The sequence below is a fragment of the Burkholderia sp. GbtcB21 genome (assembly GCF_019091065.1).
GTDB lineage: Bacteria > Pseudomonadota > Gammaproteobacteria > Burkholderiales > Burkholderiaceae > Burkholderia > Burkholderia pyrrocinia_C.
In genome coordinates this window covers 136,275-154,416 of sequence record NZ_JAGXKA010000008.1, presented here as the reverse complement: position 1 = coordinate 154,416, position 18,142 = coordinate 136,275, and the positions used below count along the sequence as shown (strand labels likewise).

General features: G+C 69.1%; 17 protein-coding genes. 11 read left to right on the top strand and 6 right to left on the bottom strand.

From position 1 onward, the window contains the following. The first annotated feature begins 10 nt into the window (after positions 1-10). The 5 genes from KVT39_RS19640 (at position 11) to KVT39_RS38040 (ending at position 6,049) form a co-directional block, all read left to right on the top strand. Positions 11-229, top strand: coding sequence for a hypothetical protein (locus KVT39_RS19640; RefSeq protein WP_072444916.1), 219 nt, complete (start codon positions 11-13; stop codon positions 227-229). 159 nt (positions 230-388) lie between these two features. After that, positions 389-889: a DUF192 domain-containing protein gene (locus KVT39_RS19635; protein WP_034178832.1), complete on the top strand. Its 501-nt coding sequence runs from the start codon at positions 389-391 to the stop codon at positions 887-889. A 219-nt stretch (positions 890-1,108) separates the two neighbouring features. Beyond that, a complete protein-coding gene (fusA, locus tag KVT39_RS19630) occupies positions 1,109-3,220 on the top strand; it encodes an elongation factor G (RefSeq protein ID WP_034178833.1) in 2,112 nt (703 codons plus the stop codon). A gap of 131 nt (positions 3,221-3,351) precedes the next feature. Further along, complete coding sequence (locus tag KVT39_RS19625; RefSeq protein WP_105390080.1) at positions 3,352-4,398, top strand: HoxN/HupN/NixA family nickel/cobalt transporter; 1,047 nt, start codon at positions 3,352-3,354, stop codon at positions 4,396-4,398. 289 nt (positions 4,399-4,687) lie between these two features. Further along, positions 4,688-6,049 (top strand): hypothetical protein, encoded by a 1,362-nt coding sequence (locus KVT39_RS38040; RefSeq protein ID WP_254640562.1) that lies wholly within the window; start codon positions 4,688-4,690, stop codon positions 6,047-6,049. Between the two features lie 27 nt (positions 6,050-6,076). On the opposite strand, the gene KVT39_RS19610 is transcribed toward KVT39_RS38040, so the two are convergent. Then, positions 6,077-6,922, bottom strand: coding sequence for an aldo/keto reductase (locus KVT39_RS19610; protein ID WP_217590022.1), 846 nt, complete (start codon positions 6,920-6,922; stop codon positions 6,077-6,079). A gap of 166 nt (positions 6,923-7,088) precedes the next feature. Between KVT39_RS19610 and KVT39_RS19605 the strand changes: the two genes are divergently transcribed. After that, positions 7,089-7,835 (top strand): GntR family transcriptional regulator, encoded by a 747-nt coding sequence (locus KVT39_RS19605; protein ID WP_105390077.1) that lies wholly within the window; start codon positions 7,089-7,091, stop codon positions 7,833-7,835. 21 nt (positions 7,836-7,856) lie between these two features. On the opposite strand, the gene KVT39_RS19600 is transcribed toward KVT39_RS19605, so the two are convergent. Beyond that, entirely contained in the window at positions 7,857-9,248 is a 1,392-nt protein-coding gene (locus tag KVT39_RS19600) for a CoA transferase (protein WP_217590021.1), read from the bottom strand. 148 nt (positions 9,249-9,396) lie between these two features. Here KVT39_RS19600 and KVT39_RS19595 point away from each other — a divergent pair, with 148 nt between their 5' ends. Continuing rightward, positions 9,397-10,629: a citrate/2-methylcitrate synthase gene (locus KVT39_RS19595; protein WP_217590020.1), complete on the top strand. Its 1,233-nt coding sequence runs from the start codon at positions 9,397-9,399 to the stop codon at positions 10,627-10,629. Here KVT39_RS19595 and KVT39_RS19590 read toward each other — a convergent pair. Next, positions 10,602-10,925, bottom strand: a complete 324-nt coding sequence (locus KVT39_RS19590) for a DUF2917 domain-containing protein (protein ID WP_034178839.1) — start codon at positions 10,923-10,925, stop codon at positions 10,602-10,604. The two genes, KVT39_RS19595 and KVT39_RS19590, sit on opposite strands and share 28 nt — an antisense overlap. A 218-nt stretch (positions 10,926-11,143) precedes the next feature. Between KVT39_RS19590 and mdtD the strand changes: the two genes are divergently transcribed. Then, entirely contained in the window at positions 11,144-12,580 is a 1,437-nt protein-coding gene (mdtD, locus tag KVT39_RS19585) for a multidrug transporter subunit MdtD (protein ID WP_217590019.1), read from the top strand. 184 nt (positions 12,581-12,764) lie between these two features. Further along, complete coding sequence (locus KVT39_RS19580) at positions 12,765-14,039, top strand: EAL domain-containing protein (RefSeq protein WP_034178840.1); 1,275 nt, start codon at positions 12,765-12,767, stop codon at positions 14,037-14,039. Positions 14,040-14,058: 19 nt separating this feature from the next. On the opposite strand, the gene KVT39_RS19575 is transcribed toward KVT39_RS19580, so the two are convergent. Together KVT39_RS19575 and KVT39_RS19570 are read right to left on the bottom strand one after the other, a co-directional pair. Further along, the gene (locus tag KVT39_RS19575; protein ID WP_175748891.1) at positions 14,059-14,664 is read right to left on the bottom strand and encodes a bifunctional 2-polyprenyl-6-hydroxyphenol methylase/3-demethylubiquinol 3-O-methyltransferase UbiG; all 606 of its coding nucleotides are present in this window, start codon (positions 14,662-14,664) and stop codon (positions 14,059-14,061) included. A 153-nt stretch (positions 14,665-14,817) separates the two neighbouring features. Continuing rightward, entirely contained in the window at positions 14,818-15,342 is a 525-nt protein-coding gene (locus tag KVT39_RS19570) for a DUF962 domain-containing protein (RefSeq protein ID WP_034178842.1), read from the bottom strand. An 81-nt stretch (positions 15,343-15,423) separates the two neighbouring features. Here KVT39_RS19570 and KVT39_RS19565 point away from each other — a divergent pair, with 81 nt between their 5' ends. Together KVT39_RS19565 and chrA are read left to right on the top strand one after the other, a co-directional pair. Next, positions 15,424-16,131: a Crp/Fnr family transcriptional regulator gene (locus KVT39_RS19565; protein ID WP_034178843.1), complete on the top strand. Its 708-nt coding sequence runs from the start codon at positions 15,424-15,426 to the stop codon at positions 16,129-16,131. 87 nt (positions 16,132-16,218) lie between these two features. Beyond that, positions 16,219-17,430: a chromate efflux transporter gene (gene chrA, locus KVT39_RS19560; protein ID WP_217590018.1), complete on the top strand. Its 1,212-nt coding sequence runs from the start codon at positions 16,219-16,221 to the stop codon at positions 17,428-17,430. A gap of 106 nt (positions 17,431-17,536) precedes the next feature. Here chrA and sodB read toward each other — a convergent pair whose 3' ends face one another. Beyond that, positions 17,537-18,115, bottom strand: a complete 579-nt coding sequence (gene sodB, locus KVT39_RS19555; RefSeq protein ID WP_011352986.1) for a superoxide dismutase [Fe] — start codon at positions 18,113-18,115, stop codon at positions 17,537-17,539. Positions 18,116-18,142: the final 27 nt, after the last annotated feature.

The following is an 18,142-nucleotide window of genomic DNA, read 5'->3' as shown; positions in this document are numbered from 1 at the left end:
GGAACACAACATGAACAAACTGATCGCCGCTCTGGTCGCTGGTCTCTTCGCAACGGCTGCTTTCGCACAAGCTTCGGCTCCGGCCGCTCCGGCTGCTGCTGCTCCGGCAGAAGCTGCTTCGGCACCGGCTAAGAAGGCAACGCACAAGAAGCACCACGCAGCGAAGAAGCACCACGCTGCGAAGAAGGCAGCTAGCGAAGCCGAAGCCCCGGCAGCTGCTTCGAACTAAGCAAGCAAGTTGTAATAACGCAGTCAAGAACACGCAGTCTTGCCGTTCTTACGGCGTTGAAAGGCAGATCACCGCAAGGCGATCTGCCTTTTTCTTTTTGTGCCCGCCGGCGCGCATCGCGTACCATGCGGGTCTCGTTTTCCAGATAGGAGCCTTGCTGTGCAATTCTCCCTGCGCTCGTCGCTCGGCCGCCTTGCGCGCGCCGCCGTGTTTCCCGCCGCGCTCGCCGTCCTCGCGCTCGGCATGCAGGCCGCCAGCGCGCAGATGCCGCCCGGCGCCAAGCAGCCGAGCGAGTTCCCGCACGTGAAGCTGCGCGCCGGCATGTACGTGATCGACGCGGCCGTCGCCGCGAACGACGCCGACCGCGAACAGGGGCTGATGTACCGTTCGCAGCTCGCGCCGAACGAAGGCATGCTGTTCGTGTTCAACGAGAATGCCGTGCACTGCTTCTGGATGAAGAACACGCTGATCCCGCTGTCGATCGCGTTCATCCGCGCGGACGGCACGATCACCGACATCGACGAAATGAAGGCAGAGACGACCGACAACCACTGCCCGCGCAACAACGGCGTCTATGCGCTCGAAATGAGCAAGGGCTGGTTCGCCGCGAAGGGCATCAAGCCCGGCATGAAGCTCGAAGGCCTGCCGAAGGCCCAGTAACGGCGGTCCGCGGCCTCGCGCCGCGCCCCGACCGAAGCCGGCTGCCCGTTGCGCGCCGGCTTTTTTTTCGCCAGCCGGCGCCGCCGCCCGGCTTGACTCCGCCGGCGCCGGCCCCATCTGCAAAAGCCACGCGCAAGCGCTATGCTTTAAGTCTAGCTTGTTCCAAACCCGGGCCGGCCCAGCCTGCCCGCTTACGATCCGAACCACCAGGAGGTTCACGTGCCCCGCAAAACCCCCATCGAGCGCTATCGCAATATCGGGATCAGCGCTCACATCGATGCCGGCAAGACCACGACGACCGAGCGCATCCTGTTTTATACCGGCGTGAGCCACAAGATCGGCGAAGTGCACGACGGCGCGGCCACGATGGACTGGATGGAGCAGGAGCAGGAACGCGGCATCACGATCACGTCGGCGGCGACCACCGCCTTCTGGAAAGGCATGGCCGGCAACTATCCGGAACACCGGATCAACATCATCGATACCCCGGGCCACGTCGACTTCACGATCGAGGTCGAGCGCTCGATGCGCGTGCTCGACGGCGCGTGCATGGTCTACGACTCGGTCGGCGGCGTGCAGCCGCAGTCCGAAACCGTGTGGCGCCAGGCGAACAAGTACAAGGTGCCGCGCATCGCGTTCGTCAACAAGATGGACCGCGTCGGCGCCGATTTCTTCCGCGTGCAGCGGCAGATCGGCGAGCGCCTGAAGGGCGTCGCCGTGCCGATCCAGATTCCGGTCGGCGCGGAAGATCATTTCCAGGGCGTCGTCGATCTCGTGAAGATGAAGGCGATCGTCTGGGACGACGAAAGCCAGGGCGTGAAGTTCTCGTACGAGGAGATCCCCGCGAATCTCGTCGAGCTCGCGCACGAATGGCGCGAGAAGATGGTCGAGGCCGCGGCGGAAGCGAGCGAGGAACTGCTCGAGAAGTACCTGCACGACCACGAATCGCTGACCGAGGACGAGATCAAGGCCGCGCTGCGCAAGCGCACGATCGCGAACGAGATCGTGCCGATGCTGTGCGGCAGCGCGTTCAAGAACAAGGGCGTGCAGGCGATGCTCGACGCGGTGATCGACTACCTGCCGTCGCCGGTCGACGTGCCGGCGATCCTCGGCCACGACTTCGCCGATCCGGAAAAGCCGGCGGAACGTCATCCGAGCGACGACGAGCCGTTCTCGTCGCTCGCGTTCAAGATCATGACCGACCCGTTCGTCGGCCAGCTGATCTTCTTCCGCGTGTATTCGGGCGTCGTCGAATCCGGCGACACGGTGCTGAACGCGACGAAGGACAAGAAGGAACGGCTCGGCCGGATCCTGCAGATGCACGCGAACGAACGCAAGGAGATCAAGGAAGTGCGCGCGGGCGACATCGCGGCGGCCGTCGGCCTGAAGGAAGCGACGACGGGCGACACGCTGTGCGATCCGACCAAGCCGATCATCCTCGAGAAGATGGAATTCCCGGAGCCGGTGATCTCGCAGGCCGTCGAGCCGAAGACGAAGGCCGACCAGGAAAAGATGGGCCTCGCGCTGAACCGCCTCGCGCAGGAAGACCCGTCGTTCCGCGTGCAGACCGACGAGGAGTCCGGCCAGACGATCATTTCGGGGATGGGCGAGCTGCACCTCGAAATCCTGGTCGACCGGATGAAGCGCGAGTTCGGCGTCGAAGCGACGGTCGGCAAGCCGCAGGTCGCGTATCGCGAGACGGTGCGCACGACGGCGTCCGATGTCGAGGGCAAGTTCGTCAAGCAGTCGGGCGGCCGCGGCCAGTACGGCCATGCGGTGATCACGCTCGAGCCGAACCCGGGCAAGGGCTACGAGTTCCTCGACGAGATCAAGGGCGGCGTGATTCCGCGTGAGTTCATCCCAGCCGTCGACAAGGGCATCACCGAAACGCTGAAGAGCGGCGTGCTCGCGGGCTACCCGGTCGTCGACGTGAAGGTGCACCTGACGTTCGGCTCGTACCACGACGTCGACTCGAACGAAAACGCGTTCCGGATGGCCGGCTCGATGGCGTTCAAGGAAGCGATGCGCCGCGCGAAACCCGTGCTGCTCGAGCCGATGATGGCCGTCGAGGTCGAGACGCCCGAGGACTTCATGGGCAACGTGATGGGCGACCTGTCGAGCCGGCGCGGCATCGTGCAGGGGATGGAGGACATCGCGGGCGGCGGCGGCAAGCTCGTGCGCGCCGAAGTGCCGCTCGCGGAGATGTTCGGCTATTCGACGTCGCTGCGTTCGGCCACGCAGGGCCGCGCGACGTACTCGATGGAGTTCAAGCACTACGCGGAAACGCCGGCCAACGTATCGGAAGGCGTGATCAACGCGAAGACGAAGTAAGGCGCCGGGCGCTTGCGCCCTGCCGCATCATGCAAAGCCCGTCCGGTTCCGCCGGACGGGCTTTTTTTGTCCGATGCGCACCGTTCGCGGCTTTTTGATCGGCCCGCCACGCGTTTTTTTCGCATGCCACAATGCCATGCGATTCGTCTGATGGAACCGTCCCGATGCCGCCGCCCACTTCTGCCCTGCGCCGTCTGCTGATGCTCTACGCCGGCCTGATCGCCGCCAACGTCGCCGTCTGGCTGTGGGCGCTCGCGGTGCTGCGCGACCATCCGCTGCTGCTCGGCACCGCGGCGATCGCGTACGGGCTCGGGCTGCGTCATGCGGTCGACGCCGATCACATCGCCGCGATCGACGTCGCGACGCGCAAGCTGATGCAGGACGGCCAGCGTCCGGTGAGCGTCGGGCTGTTCTTCTCGCTCGGCCATTCGACGATCGTGATCGCCGCGACGCTCGGCATCGCGCTGACCGCGTTCGCGCTGCGCGACCGGTTCGATGCGTTTCGCGAGATCGGCGGCACGATCGGCACGGCGGTGTCGGCCACCTTCCTGCTCGTGCTCGCGTGCGTGAACCTGATGATCCTGCGCGACGTGTGGCGGCGTTATCGCGGCGCGCCGGAGCACGCGCACGGCGCGCCGCACGTGCACCGCCCGGCCGGACTCGTGTCGCGGCTGCTGCGCCCGCTGTTCCGGTTCGTGTCGAAAAGCTGGCACATGTATCCGGTCGGCGTGTTGTTCGGGTTAGGTTTCGATACTGCAACCGAAATCGGCCTGCTCGCGATTGCCGCCGCACAGGCGAGCCAGGGCCTGCCGGTCTATACGGTCATGCTGTTTCCCGCCTTGTTCACCGCCGGCATGACGCTGATCGACTCGACCGACAACGTGCTGATGATTCATGCGTACGGCTGGGCGATGGACGATCCGCAGCGCAAGCTGCTCTACAACGCGAGCATCACGTTCGTGTCGGCGGCCGTCGCGCTTGCGATCGGCGGGATCGAGGCGGCCGGACTGCTCGCCGACAAGCTGTCGCTGACGGGCCCCGTGCGCGACGCGCTCGATGCGCTCGGCGAACGCTTCGGCTCGATCGGCTACGGCATCGTCGCGCTGTTCCTCGTCTGCTGGATCGCATCGATCCTGTTCCACCGCTGGCAGCGCGCGGCCGACGCGCCGGCGCGCTGAGCATCGTTCAGACGTTTCATTTCGGAAACAAAACCCCCGCAACGACGTTTCATGCGCCGTCGCACGCATGCGTGCGCCTTGCGCCACGGGCATAAGCGGCCGATGGCACGAATCTCGCACATAGGGCCTCGCACGGCGGGCCCGCGTGCCGATCCGCGTTCGCGGCTGACTTCAAGCGCCAGCCCGAAGGCAATCGGCAACCGAAAGGACAACGAATCATTGCTGGCCCCCTGCACCACACGTAGATAGCCGCGCGGCTACGAGGCTTCGCGCGCATTGGGAGGCCATAATGCTGAAGACAAAACAGCCGTTCCGCGCGGCGGGACGGTGCTATCGCGCGACCTTGATCGCCGCAGCCGCGTTTGCGTGCTGCTGCTCGTATGCAGTCGCGCAGAATGCGGCGCCCGACTCCGCGCCCGACGCGATCGCCAACGCCGACACCGTCATGATGCTGGTCGACGACGCTTCGTCGTGCGCAGCCAATCCAGCTGCGTGCGCGGCGCAGGTCTATGCCGGCGGTGGCATCGGCGGTCACGGCGCCGGCGCGAGCGGCAGTGGCGGTAACCCCGGCAGCGGGAGCGGGAGCGGGAGCGGGAGCGGGAGCGGCGGAAATAACGGAAACGGCGCTGTCGGACCAGCTGGTGTCGGCGGAGCGACAGGCGCAACGTCCGGTGGCACGGGCGGCACGGGCCGCGGGGGCAATGCGTCCGGCACCGGCGGTTCGGGTGGCGGCACTTCAGGTGGCGGCACGTCGGGTGGCGGTACTTCGGGTGGCGGTACTTCGGGTGGCGGTACTTCGGGTGGCGGTACTTCGGGTGGCGGCACTTCGGGCGGCGGCACTTCGGGTGGCGGTACTTCGGGCGGCGGCACTTCGGGTGGCGGTACCTCCGGTAGCGGAGGCCATGGTGGCCATGGCGGCGGTGACGGAGGCGGCCAAGGCAATGGCGGTGGCCACGGCAACGGTGGTGGCCATGGCGACGGTGGCGGCAACGGTGGCCACGGTAATGGCGGTGGCAACGGAGGCGGCGCGGGTAACGGCGGTGGCGCCGGCGGCAACGGCGGCCACGGCAATGGCGGTGGCAACGGAGGCGGCGCGGGTAACGGCGGCGGTGCCGGCGGCAACGGCGGCCACGGCAATGGCGGTGGCAACGGAGGCGGCGCGGGTAACGGCGGTGGCGCCGGCGGCAACGGCGGCCACGGCAATGGTGGTAACGGCAGTGGCGGCGCGGGTAACGGCGGCGGTAACGGCAGCGGCGGCGGCAACGGTGGCCACGGCAATGGTGGTGGTAACGGCAGTGGCGGCACGGGTAACGGCGGCGGTAACGGCAGCGGCGCCGGCGGTAACGGCGGCCACGGCAATGGCGGTGGTAACGGCAGTGGCGGCACGGGTAACGGCGGCGGTAACGGCAGCGGCGCCGGCGGCAATGGCGGCCACGGCAATGGCGGTGGTAACGGCAGTGGCGGCACGGGTAACGGCAGTGGCGCCGGCGGCAACGGCGGCAACGGCGGCAACGGCGGCAACGGCGGCCATGGTAATGGCGGTGGCAATGGCAACGGCAACGGCAGTGGTGGCGCCGGCAATGGCGGTGCCAACGGTGTCGGCAACGGCGGCGGTCACGGCGGTGGCGGATCGTCCGGAGGCAACCACTGACCGGAAGCGTTGCCCGGCCGGGTGACGTCAGAGCATCTCGAGCGCGCGCTTGCTGCGCGGCGCACGGAAGTACGCGTCAAGCTGCGCGCGCTCGTCATCGCTCAACACGAAATCGTGCGCGGCACGGTTGTCGCGCACATGTTCGATCCGCGCCGCCTTCGGAATCGCGAATACGCCCGGCTGCGCGAGCACCCATGCCAGCGCGACGCGCATCACCGACACGCCGCGCTGCCGCGCGATCTCGTCGAGCGGCGAGCGCTTCGGCAGCCGTCCGTGATCGACCGGGCTGTACGCCATCGCCGGCATCCGGTGTTCGGCAAGCCACGGCAGCAGGTCGAATTCCGCGCCGCGCCGCGCGATGTTGTAGAGGATCTGGTTGGTCACGCACGCGTCGCCGCCCGCGTCGTCGACGAGCTCGGCCATGTCGGCGGTATCGAAGTTGCTCACGCCCCAGTGACGGATCTTGCCCGCGCGTCGCAGCGCCTCGAAGCCCTCGACCGTCTCCTCGAGCGGTACCGAGCCGCGCCAGTGCAGCAGGTACAGGTCGAGCCGATCGGTACGCAGGCGCTTGAGGCTCGCGTCGCACGCGGCGACGACGCCGCGCCGGCTCGCATGGTGCGGGTAGACCTTGCTGACGAGGAACACGTCGTCGCGCAGGCCGGCGAGCGCCTCGCCGACGAGCGCCTCGGTCGCGCCTTCGCCGTACATCTCGGCGGTGTCGACCAGCGTCATCCCGAGCTCGACGCCTTCGCGCAGCGCAGCGATCTCGTCCGCGCGGCGGGCCGGCCGCTCGCCCATTTCCCAGGTGCCCTGGCCGAGCTTCGGAATCGTCTCGCCGTCCGGCAGGACGACCGTGGCGATCGTGTCTGTCATGCGCTCCTCGCTGCGGATTCGTGGCCGCGCACCGCGGCCGAAGCATGGAATACGACGCATCAGTGTAGTCAATCGGCGCGGCACCGGCCTATTGCAAGGCAAAAACCGGCTATAACGGCGCCGCATGATGACTTAGAATGGCCGCAACCTGATCGATACCCATTCCATGAAGTCACCCACGGACGACCGCTGGCAGGACCTGCGCCCCGACCCCGACAACGACACGCCGCTCTACCTGCAGCTCGCCCGCAAGCTCGGCGACGCGATCCACGAGAACCGCTGGACGGCCGGCGAGGCGCTGCCGTCCGAGCGCGTGCTGTCCGATGCGCTCGGCGTGTCGCGCATCACCGCACGCAAGGCGATCGCGCTGCTCGTCGAGCAGGGCCTGATCCGCCGCACGCAAGGCGCCGGCAACTTCATCCAGCCGCGCTACGAGGATCCGCTGTCGCGGCTGTCGAGCTTCAGCGAAATGCTCGAGCGCCGCGGCTTCAAGCCGAGTTCGCAATGGATCGCGCGCGAGATCCAGCCCGCGAACCGCGACGAGGTGATCCAGCTCGGACTGTCGCCGGCCGCGTCGGTTACGCGCCTGAAACGCCTGCGCCTCGCCGACGGCATCGTGATGGCCGTCGAGAACTCGACGTTCCCCGCGACGCTGATTCCCGATCCGCAGGCAATCGGCGGTTCGCTGTACAGCTATCTCGAAGCGCGCGGCACGCCGATCGTGCGCGCGCTGCAGCATTTCCGCGCGGTCAACGCGACCGACGAGATCGCCGAACAGATGGGCATCGCGCCACACGACGCGCTGCTGCTGATCACGCGGATCGGCTATACGTCGGACCAGCGCGCGATCGAGCTGACCGATACCTACTGCCGCAACGACTACTACGACTTCGTCGTCGAGCTGCGCAAGTAACGCAAGCCGCGCCGCCGGCGCTCACAGCCAGCTCGCATCGTCGGTGCCGAGCGGCACGGGCGGCCGCGCGAACGACGGCGGCGTCGCCGACAACCGCTCGGCCGGCCGCACGGCATCGATCGTGCCGAACGGCGATGCGATGCGATCGATCCGGTCGCGCACGTCGGCAGCCGCGAGATCGGGCGCCTGCAGGCCGTCCGGCACGGCGCCGAACGACTGCAGCCAGCGCCCCGTCTGCGCGAGCGACAGCCGCACGTGCCAGCTTCCCCCTTCGCGCGCCCGGCGCGCAAGCGCAATCATCGCGCCGAACGCCGCGAGATAACCCGTCGCATGATCGAGCGCCTGGCACGGCAGATGGCGCGGTTGGTTCGCGTGCGCGGCCTGCTGCTCCTGCCATGCGATCCCGCTCGCCGACTGCACGAGGCTGTCGAAGCCGCGCCGCTTCGCCCATGACCCCGCGTGCCCGTATGCGGACACCGACACGCACACGATGCCCGGCCGCAACTCCGCCAGCGCCTGCGGTGCGAAACCGCGCGCCGCGAGCGCGCCGGGCCGGTACGACTGCAGGAACACATCCGCGCCGCGCGCGAGTGCGTGCAGCGCATCGACGCCAGCCGCATCGCGCAGGTCGATCCACGTCGAACGCTTGCCGCGCCCGTTGTCGATCACGAGCGGCGCGATGTTCGGCAGGTGCGGGCCATTGACGAGCAGCGTCTGCGCGCCGTGCGACGCCAGCGTGCGGCCCGCGACCGGCCCCGCGATGATGCGCGTGAGATCGAGCACGCGCACGCCGGCGAGCGGATGGCCGGCTTCGCCGCGGCCGATCGGCTCGACCGGCGCGTCACCGATCCGCTCGATCTCGAACAGCGGCAGCGACGCAATCGCGCGCGCCTGCTCGTGCGCCGCCCATTCATCAGGTGTTCTGATCAATGCCGCGCACAGGCCGGCCTCGGCCAGCGCGGTATCGAGCGCCGCGCCATCCCACGTACGGATCGCCGCGGCGACGTCGGCCGGATGCGCATCGCAACCGAGCACGTCGAGGATCCCGCGCAGGTGATGCGGAAAATTCGCGTGCAACTGGATCCAGCGCCCGTCGCGCGTCTCGAAGAAGCCCGTCACCGGGTGACGCAACTCCGGCGGCGGGCCATCGTCCACGCGCAGGTAGCGTTCGCTGCGGAACGCGACGAGCGCGTCGCGCACCGACACGTCGACGGATTGCGCGACGCCCGTGCGAAGCCGGTGGCATTCGGCCGCCGCGAGCCCGGCGGCCGCGATCGTCGCCGCGGCGAGCGTGCCGACATGGAACGTCGACGGCAGCGTCGGGTCCCGGCCCGTCACGGTCGCGCGGGCCAGCGCGTCGCGGTCGCCGTGCGCGAGTTGCCACAGATGTGTCAATGCGAGTTCGGGTGTCATGGTGAAGTGAGCGCCTCAGCGTCGTGGAAGAGACGGAATCGAGTCTAGAATTCGCGACAGGCGCGATCAATCTTGATTGCGAGAATCAATACATAACGAATAGTTGTAGCGGGGCCGCGCTTCATGCGCCCCGACAGGAGCGACCGGCATGACATCCCTCAGCGCGCAGGAAGCCGCCGGCACCCTCGGTGTCAGCGTGAGCACGCTCTATGCGTATGTGAGCCGCGGCCTGCTGCGCTCGCTGCCCGACGGCGCGACCAAGCGCCGCCGCTACGACGCGAACGAGGTGCGCCTGCTCGCGCGCCGCCGCGCCGACGCGAAACGCGCGGGCGGCGTCGCGGAGCGGTCGCTCGACTGGGGCGTGCCGGTGCTCGAATCGCGGATCACGCAGATCGCCGACGGCCGCCTGCGCTACCGCGGCGCCGATGCAATCGCGCTTGCCGACGAGGCGACGCTGGAACAGACGGCCGCCAGGCTCTGGGAGTGTTCGCCCGCGCGGCTTGCCGCAGCATCGCTCGCGTCGACCGGTTTCGACGCCGCGCAGTGGGACGACTGGGCGCGCCGCTGGGCGCATCTCGCGCCACTCGAACGCACGCTGGTGCTGCTGCCCGCCGCGGCCGCGGCGCTGCCGCGCCTGTGGGCGCAGGGGCGCGACGCGCAGCTCGACTCGGCCGCGCTGCTGCTGCGCGTCGCGACGGCCGCGCTCGCCGGCATCGCGCCGGGCGACGCGCCCGTGCACCGGCAGCTCGCTGCCGCCTGGCGCCTGCGACGGCGCGACGAAGCCGACCTGCTGCGCCGCGCGCTCGTGCTGTGCGCCGATCACGAACTGAATCCGTCGACCTTTGCGGTGCGCTGCATCGCGTCGACCGGCACTCACCTGTTCGGCGCGATCGCGGGCGGGCTGGCTGCACTGTCCGGGCCGCGCCACGGCGGCGAGACGTTCCGCGCGGGCACGTTGCTCGACGAAGCGGCCCGCGCCGCCGACCTCGATCGCTATCTCGCGCTGCGGCTGGCGCATGACGAACGCGCGGACGGCGGCCGCACGGCACTGTCCGGTTTCGCGCACCCGCTCTATCCCGACGGCGATCCGCGCGCGCTGGCGCTGCTCGACGCACTGCACGCGGCGGTGCCCGACCGCCCGGCGCTGCACCTGGCGCGCGCGCTCGCCGCGCGCGTCGAAGCGGCAACGGGCCTGCGGCCGGCGATCGATTTCGCGCTCGCGGTGCTGGAGCGCACGCTCGCGCTGCCGGACGGCGCGGCGTTCACACTGTTCGCGGCCGGCCGCACGGCCGGCTGGATCGCGCATGCGCTCGAGCAATACGCGGACGGCAAGCTGATCCGGCCCCGGGCGCGCTACGTCGGCAGCGACGCGGCCGCGTGACGACGGCCGTCGCGCCACGCGACGAGCGGCCGCCACCACGCCTGCGCGGCGCGCACGGCCGGCACTGCGAGCGGGCCGAACGCGAACGTCGCGCCGTGCGGCCCCGCGCTGACCCATACGCGCATGCCTGACAGCAACGTCAGCGAATCGCCGGCAGCGAGCCAGTGGTCGTCGGGACGGCCCTCGACGGTCACCCAGACGTCGCCTTCGGCCACCTCGAGTACGGTGCGATCGACGATCCGCCACCGTCCTGCCGGCTCGTCACCGTCCATCACGTAGAGTCGCAGTTCGCGCATGGCAGCCTCCTGGTCGCACGGGTTCGATGCCTCCAGTATTTCGGACAGTGGCAGCACACGGACAGATACGGCTACAGACACTTTCGGCTGAACTGTACTGGTCAATCGACGGAGACGGGCATCCCCCGGCCGGACTTCGCGTTGCACCTGCACCGAACCTGCACGGCACGGCGGCTTTCCCTACAATGTCGGCTGTCCCGCGCCACCGCCACGCCTTCATGTTCCAAAGCCCGCCCGCCGCCGCTCCCGGCGAAAAGAACCTCACCGTGATGCTCTGGCTCGTTGCGACGGGCTTCTTCATGCAGACGCTCGATGCGACGATCGTCAACACGGCGCTGCCGTCGATGGCCGCGAGCCTCGGCGAATCGCCGCTGCGGATGCAGTCGGTCGTGATCGCGTACTCGCTGACGATGGCGGTGATGATCCCCGTGTCGGGCTGGCTCGCCGATACGTTCGGCACGCGGCGCGTGTTCTTCAGCGCGATCCTGGTGTTCTCGCTCGGCTCACTGCTGTGCGCGAACGCGCATACGCTGACGCAACTCGTCGCGTTCCGCGTCGTGCAGGGGGTCGGCGGCGCGATGCTGCTACCGGTCGGGCGGCTCGCGGTGCTGCGCACCTTCCCGGCCGAACGCTACCTGTCCGCGCTGTCGTTCGTTGCGATTCCCGGCCTGATCGGCCCGCTGATCGGGCCGACGCTCGGCGGCTGGCTCGTGAAGATCGCGTCGTGGCACTGGATCTTCCTGATCAACGTGCCGGTCGGCGTCGCGGGCTGCATCGCGACCTTCTATTCGATGCCCGATTCGCGCAACCCGGCCGTCGGCCGCTTCGACCTGAAGGGCTATCTGCTGCTGACGATCGGCATGGTCGCGATCTCGCTGTCGCTCGACGGGCTCGCCGATCTCGGCATGCAGCACGCAGCCGTGCTCGTGCTGCTGATCCTGAGCCTCGCGTGCTTCGTCGCGTACGGGCTGTACGCGGTGCGCGCGCCGCAACCAATCTTCTCGCTCGAACTGTTCAGGATCCACACGTTCAGCGTCGGGCTGCTCGGCAACCTGTTCGCGCGGATCGGCAGCGGCGCGATGCCGTACCTGATCCCGCTGCTGCTGCAGGTGAGCCTCGGCTACTCGGCGTTCGAGGCCGGGCTGATGATGCTGCCGGTCGCGGCGGCCGGGATGTTCTCGAAGCGGATCATCACGCGGCTGATCACGCAGCACGGCTACCGCAAGGTGCTGCTTGCGAACACGATCATAGTCGGCGTGATGATGGCGAGCTTCGCGCTGATGCGCGACACGGTGCCCGTCTGGGTGAAGGTCGTGCATCTCGCGCTGTTCGGCGGCTTCAACTCGATGCAGTTCACCGCGATGAACACGCTGACGCTGAAGGATCTCGGCACGGGCGGCGCGAGCAGCGGCAACAGCCTGTTCTCGCTCGTGCAGATGCTGTCGATGAGCCTCGGCGTCACGGTCGCCGGCGCGTTGCTCGCAACGTTCACCGGCATGCTGCGCACCGTGACGCCGAGCAACACGCTGCCGGCGTTCCACGCGACGTTCATCTGCGTCGGGATCATCACCGCCGCGTCCGCTTGGATCTTCGCGCAGCTCGCGCCCGAAATTCGCAGCACCGCGCGCAAGACCGACCCGTCCGAGCGCGCATAACGCGCGCGTTTCGGGCACCGCACCGCCACCGCTCGCACCATCGCGGTGCAGCCCGCCCCTGCGATGCGCGCTGCGATATCCCGTCCACCGGCCGCGACGGGCCGCCGCATGAGGCACGATGCCGTGCACGCTTCTTGCTCGCCTATTCTCTAGGTAAACTGGCAGTCTTCCTTCGGCCGACATCATGAGCATGATCGAAATCGATCCCCCCGGCTTTCAGCCGCCCCGCCCCGTCGCCGGCGACGACGGGAACCGGCGCACCGTGCTGTACGGCGGCTACACCGTGTTCAGCGTGTTCCAGCCCGTTTTCTCGGTGTCGCACCGCCGCGCGATCGGCTATCACGCATCGCTGCGCGCGCACGACGAGGAAAGCCGTCAGGTGGCGTCGCACGAGGTGTTCACGCAGGCGGCACGGCGCGGCGACCTGCTCGAACTCGGCCGGCTCGCCGAATCGCTGCATCTCGGCAATTTCCACGCGTTCGACAGTCACGACGAATGGCTCTTCCTGAGCCTGCATCCGGCCGCGCTGATGGACACCGTCTACGGCGACGCGCTGCTCGCGAACCTGAAGGCGCTCGGGCTGCCGCCGCACCGCGTGGTGCTCGAGGTGCCCGAGCAGGCGGGCGGCGAGACGCCGCGCTATGCGGCGATCGTCGACGGGCTGCGCAAGGCCGGCTTCCTGATCGCGCTCGGCGGGTTCGGCGCGAAGCATTCGAACATCGACCGCGTGTGGCACCTGCATCCCGACATCGTCACGCTCGACCGCGGCATCCTCGCGCAGGCGAGCGAGCACTCGCACCTCGAACGCGTGCTGCCGGGGCTCGTGTCGCTGCTGCACGAATCCGGCCAGCTCGTGCTGATGGGCGGCCTGTCGACCGAGCGCGATGCGCTGATCGCACTCGAGTGCAACGTCGATTTCGTGCAGGGCCAGTATTTCGCGGGGCCGAGCGTCGACCCCGTGCAACCGCAGGCTGCGGCGGGCTGCATGGATACGCTGTCGGCCGCGCTGCGGCTGCGCGTCGCGCAACGCGAGCGCACGCAGGCGCAACGGCTCGCACCGTATGTCGCCGCGCTCGAGGAAGCGAGCCGGAAGCTCGCTGCGGGCGAATCGCTCACCGATGCGGCCGCCGCCGTGCTCGGGCTGCCCGAGACCGCGCGCTGCTTCCTGCTCGACGCATCGGGGCGCCAGATCGGCGACAACGTGCTCGCACGCGGCAGCGTGTCGCAGCGCGCCAAGCGCTTCCGGCCGCTGCTGCATTCCGAAGGTGCGAGCTGGGAGCGCCGCCCGTACTTCATCGACGCGATGCGCGCGCCGGGCCGCGTGCATCTGACGCCGCCCTACCTGTCGATCAACGAGGCGCACCTGTGCGTGACCGCATCGGTCGCCGCGCCCGCCGCGGCCGGCATGCAGGTGCTCTGCGTCGACATCAACTGGGAAGCGGCGCTCAACCGCGAGTGAACGCGACGGCGTGCCGCCTTCACGCGGCGGCGGCCGCCTTGCGCACGATCAGCCGATGCACGCGCTTGCCGGACGACGCGCTGACGACCTCGTGCTCGTCGATCACGTGCATGCCGGCGCCGAGCGCCGCATGCATCCGCGCGGAGTCGAGCGGCGTATAGAGGCGGCCGCGCTCGTCGCGCAGCGCACCGTTTCCGGCCACCCGCCAGCTCAGGTACAACGTGCCGCCCGGCATCAGGAGATCGGCCAGCCGCGCGGCGGCGGCCGCCGCGTCCGCCTGTTCGAGGTGCATGACGACCGTCTCGCACAGCACGTTGCGAAACGCGCCCGATGGCACGCCGGCCAGCGCCGGCAGTGCGGCCAATTCAAAGATCAGGTCGGGGTGGCGCCGTCGCGCCTCGTCGAGCAGCGCGGCGCTCGCGTCGTAGCCGCGCGCGTCGAAGCCACGCGAAGCGAGCCAGGCGGTGTCGCGCCCTGCTCCGCAACCGACGTCCGCGGTCGGCCCCGGCGAGAAATGCTGTTCGAGCAGCGCGTACATGTCGTCGGGCGCGGCCTGGTCGAGCCAGTCCTGCGCATATTGCGCGGCATGGGCATCGTAGGCGTCGAGAGTCGGGCGATCCACCATGGCGATTGCTCCGCATAGGCGTCGTATGACGCATCCCGCATCTTAGCCGTTGCGCCCCGCCTGTGGCATCGCGCGCGGCCCACGCAACGCTGGCGCAAAGCCGGCGCAAAGCCGGCCCTACGCGACCCGCACTTCGGCCGCGCGCGGATCGCGTCAGACATGCGAGTGTGCGCCGCCGTGCACGGGCCCGGCCCGCCGCTCGACTTCGCGGCGCACGTCGCCGCGCAGCCCCGCGAAGAACGCGACTTCGGCGACGACGAACAGCGGCCCGACCATCAGGCCGACCAGATCGTCGACGAATGCGGGCTTGCGCCCTTCGAACCAGTGCCCGACGAACTGCACGATCCAGCCGACGACGAACGCACCGATGCCGATGCCGAGCCATTGCGCGGTCGGCAGCAGCGCGAGCGCCTGCGCGGCCCACAGGCCGAGCGCGAACAGCGCGGTCATCACGATCCCGAACCGCAGGTCGAGACGCAGGTAGAACACCGCGAACGCGACGGCGAGCAGCAGCGCCGGCGACAGCGCGATGCCGGCCAGCATGCCGATCGCCGGCCGCGACAGCAGCACCTCGACCGCGAACACGATCATCGGAATGCCGACCAGATGCGTCGCGATGTTGCGCGCGTCGCGATGGTAGGCCGCATACTGGGAAAGATGGTCTTCGAGCGTCTTCATCGCGTCTCCTGGTCGGTCGTCGAGCGCTATGATGCGCGTCACGCCCGAGAACCTCTGTCAGCTACCCGACATCGCGTACCCATGCCCTCGTCGCTCGCCCCCTACCTGCCGCAGATCGAGGCGAACCCGTGGTTCGCCGCGCTGCCGCCCGCGTTGCGCGCGGACCTGCTCGACCGTGCGGCGCTGCGCCGCCTGCCGGCCGGCCAGCCGCTGTTCCGGCGCGGCGACCCGCCGTGCGGGCTGTACGCGGTACTGGCCGGTTCACTCACGATAGGTGCGGTCGATCCGCAGGGCAAGGAAGCGCTGCTGACGGTCGCCGAGCCCGTCACGTGGTTCGGCGAAATCGCGCTGTTCGACGGCCAGCCGCGCACGCACGACGCGATCGCGCTCGACGACGCGCTGCTGCTGCACGTGCCGCAGGCCGCGCTGCTCGCGCTGCTCGACGCGACGCCGCAATACTGGCGGCAGTTCGCGCTGCTGATGGCGCAGAAGCTGCGCCTGAGCTTCCTGACCGTCGAATCGATGAGCGTGATGCCGGCCGCGCAACGGCTCGCCGCGCGCCTGCTGATGATCGCCGAAGGCTACGGCGGCATCAGCGCCGGGCGCACGCGCGTGCGGCTGTCGCAGGAAACGCTCGCGTCGATGCTGTCGCTGACGCGGCAGACCACCAACCAGCTGCTGAAGGCGCTGCAGGCCGACGGCGTCGTGCGACTGCATGTCGGCGAGATCGAACTCGTCGACATCGACGCACTGCGCCGCGCGAGCGGGCTGGCCGGCGATACGCCCTGAACGTCGCGCAATGCCCGCCACGCGACACCCCGCCGTCGCCGCGTTGCGCTATCGTGTCGGCTCGCTCCGCCCATCGCGTGCCCCGTCTTGAACACATCGACCGTCCCCGTCCCTTCCCGTCATCCGTGGCCCGTGTTCGTCGCATTCCTGCGGCTCGGCCTTACGTCGTTCGGCGGCCCGGTCGCGCATCTTGGCTACTTCCGCGCCGAATTCGTCACGCGGCGCGGCTGGCTCACCGAGCGCACGTATGCGGATCTGGTCGGGCTGTGCCAGTTCCTGCCGGGGCCCGCGAGCAGCCAGGTCGGGATGGCGATCGGCCTCGCGCGCGCCGGCTATGCGGGAATGTTCGCCGCGTGGCTCGGCTTCACGCTGCCGTCGGCGCTGCTGATGATGCTGTTTGCGCTCGGCGTTCACGCGACGGGCGCGCCGATCGAAGCCGGCGCGCTGCACGGGCTGCGCATCGTGTCGGTCGCGGTGATCGCGCAAGCCGTCTGGGGCATGGCGCGCACGCTGTGCCCGGATGCGCGCCGCGTCACGCTGATGGCCGCGGCCGCGTGCGTCGCGCTGCTCGCGCCGGCCGCGTGGACGCAGATTGCGGTGATCGTCGCGGCCGGTGCGGCCGGTCTCGTCCTGCTGCCGCAGCCGGCGCGCGACGCCCACGAGCCGTTGCCGCTGCACGTATCGCACCGCGCGGGCGTGCTGTGGCTCGCGCTGTTCGCGGCGCTGCTCGTCGCGCTGCCGTTCGCGGCACGCGCGCTCCGCTCCGATACGCTTGCCGTCGTCGATGCGTTCTTCCGCACCGGCGCGCTCGTGTTCGGCGGCGGGCACGTGGTGCTGCCGCTGCTGCAGGCGGCCGTGGTCGCGCCCGGCTGGGTCGGCGATTCGGCGTTCCTCGCTGGCTACGGGCTCGCGCAGGCCGTGCCGGGGCCGCTGTTCACGTTTGCGGCATTCCTCGGCGCTTCGCTGCGCGATGCGCCGAACGGCTGGCTCGGCGGCACGATCGCGCTCGTCTCGATCTTCGCGCCGTCGTTCCTGCTCGTTGCCGGCACCGCGCCGTTCTGGGAGCGCCTGCGCCGCAGCACGCGCATGCAGGCCGCGCTCGCGGGCGTGAACGCGGCCGTCGTCGGGCTGCTGCTCGCCGCGCTCTATCACCCGGTCTGGACCGACACGGTCGTGGCGCCGCGCGACCTGGCCGCCGCGCTCGTCGCATTCGTCGCGCTGGTGTTCTGGCGCGTGCCACCGTGGGCCGTCGTGATCGCGAGCGCGGCGCTCGGTTGGGTGCTCGGCATGGTCGGCTGAGCCGGCAAGCGCGGCACGATCCTGCCGGACCAAAACAAAAAAAGCCCTCGTTACGAGGGCTTTTTCGTGGGTGCCGCGCGCCGCAGCGGCGCGCAGGCGCCGGACCTTACGCGAAGTTCTTCGCTGCGAAGTCCCAGTTCACGATGTTCCAGAACGCTTCGACGAACTTCGGACGTGCGTTGCGGTAGTCGATGTAGTACGCGTGTTCCCACACGTCGATCGTCAGCAGTGCCTTGTCGGCGGTCGTCAGCGGCGTGGCTGCGTTGCTCGTCGACACGATGTCGAGCGAACCGTCGGCCTTCTTCACCAGCCATGCCCAGCCCGAACCGAACGTGCCCACTGCAGCCTTCGTGAACGCTTCCTTGAATGCGTCGTACGAACCCCACTTCGCGTTGATCGCATCGCCCAGCGCGCCCGTCGGTGCGCCGCCGCCGTTCGGCGACAGGCTGTTCCAGAAGAACGTGTGGTTCCAGATTTGCGCGGCGTTGTTGAAGATGCCGCCCGACGACTTCTTCACGATCTCTTCCAGCGACAGGTTTTCGAATTCCGTGCCCGGGATCAGATTGTTCAGGTTCGTCACATAAGCCTGATGGTGCTTGCCGTAGTGGTACTGGATCGTCTCGAGCGAGATGGTCGGCGCGAGTGCGTCTTCAGCGTACGGGAGCGGCGGGAGCGTATGAGCCATGGCGATTCCTTCGTTGAGTATGTAGGG

Coding starts and splice junctions, on each gene's coding strand:
- KVT39_RS19580 (WP_034178840.1), top strand. CDS start 12,765: ATGAGCATGATCGAAATCGATCCCCCCGGCTTTCAGCCGCCCCGCCCC.
- KVT39_RS19565 (WP_034178843.1), top strand. CDS start 15,424: ATGCCCTCGTCGCTCGCCCCCTACCTGCCGCAGATCGAGGCGAACCCG.
- mdtD (WP_217590019.1), top strand. CDS start 11,144: ATGTTCCAAAGCCCGCCCGCCGCCGCTCCCGGCGAAAAGAACCTCACC.
- KVT39_RS19625 (WP_105390080.1), top strand. CDS start 3,352: ATGCCATGCGATTCGTCTGATGGAACCGTCCCGATGCCGCCGCCCACT.
- KVT39_RS19640 (WP_072444916.1), top strand. CDS start 11: ATGAACAAACTGATCGCCGCTCTGGTCGCTGGTCTCTTCGCAACGGCT.
- KVT39_RS19575 (WP_175748891.1), bottom strand. CDS start 14,664: ATGGTGGATCGCCCGACTCTCGACGCCTACGATGCCCATGCCGCGCAA.
- KVT39_RS19590 (WP_034178839.1), bottom strand. CDS start 10,925: ATGCGCGAACTGCGACTCTACGTGATGGACGGTGACGAGCCGGCAGGA.
- KVT39_RS19605 (WP_105390077.1), top strand. CDS start 7,089: ATGAAGTCACCCACGGACGACCGCTGGCAGGACCTGCGCCCCGACCCC.
- sodB (WP_011352986.1), bottom strand. CDS start 18,115: ATGGCTCATACGCTCCCGCCGCTCCCGTACGCTGAAGACGCACTCGCG.
- KVT39_RS19610 (WP_217590022.1), bottom strand. CDS start 6,922: ATGACAGACACGATCGCCACGGTCGTCCTGCCGGACGGCGAGACGATT.
- KVT39_RS19600 (WP_217590021.1), bottom strand. CDS start 9,248: ATGACACCCGAACTCGCATTGACACATCTGTGGCAACTCGCGCACGGC.
- KVT39_RS19595 (WP_217590020.1), top strand. CDS start 9,397: ATGACATCCCTCAGCGCGCAGGAAGCCGCCGGCACCCTCGGTGTCAGC.
- KVT39_RS38040 (WP_254640562.1), top strand. CDS start 4,688: ATGCTGAAGACAAAACAGCCGTTCCGCGCGGCGGGACGGTGCTATCGC.
- KVT39_RS19570 (WP_034178842.1), bottom strand. CDS start 15,342: ATGAAGACGCTCGAAGACCATCTTTCCCAGTATGCGGCCTACCATCGC.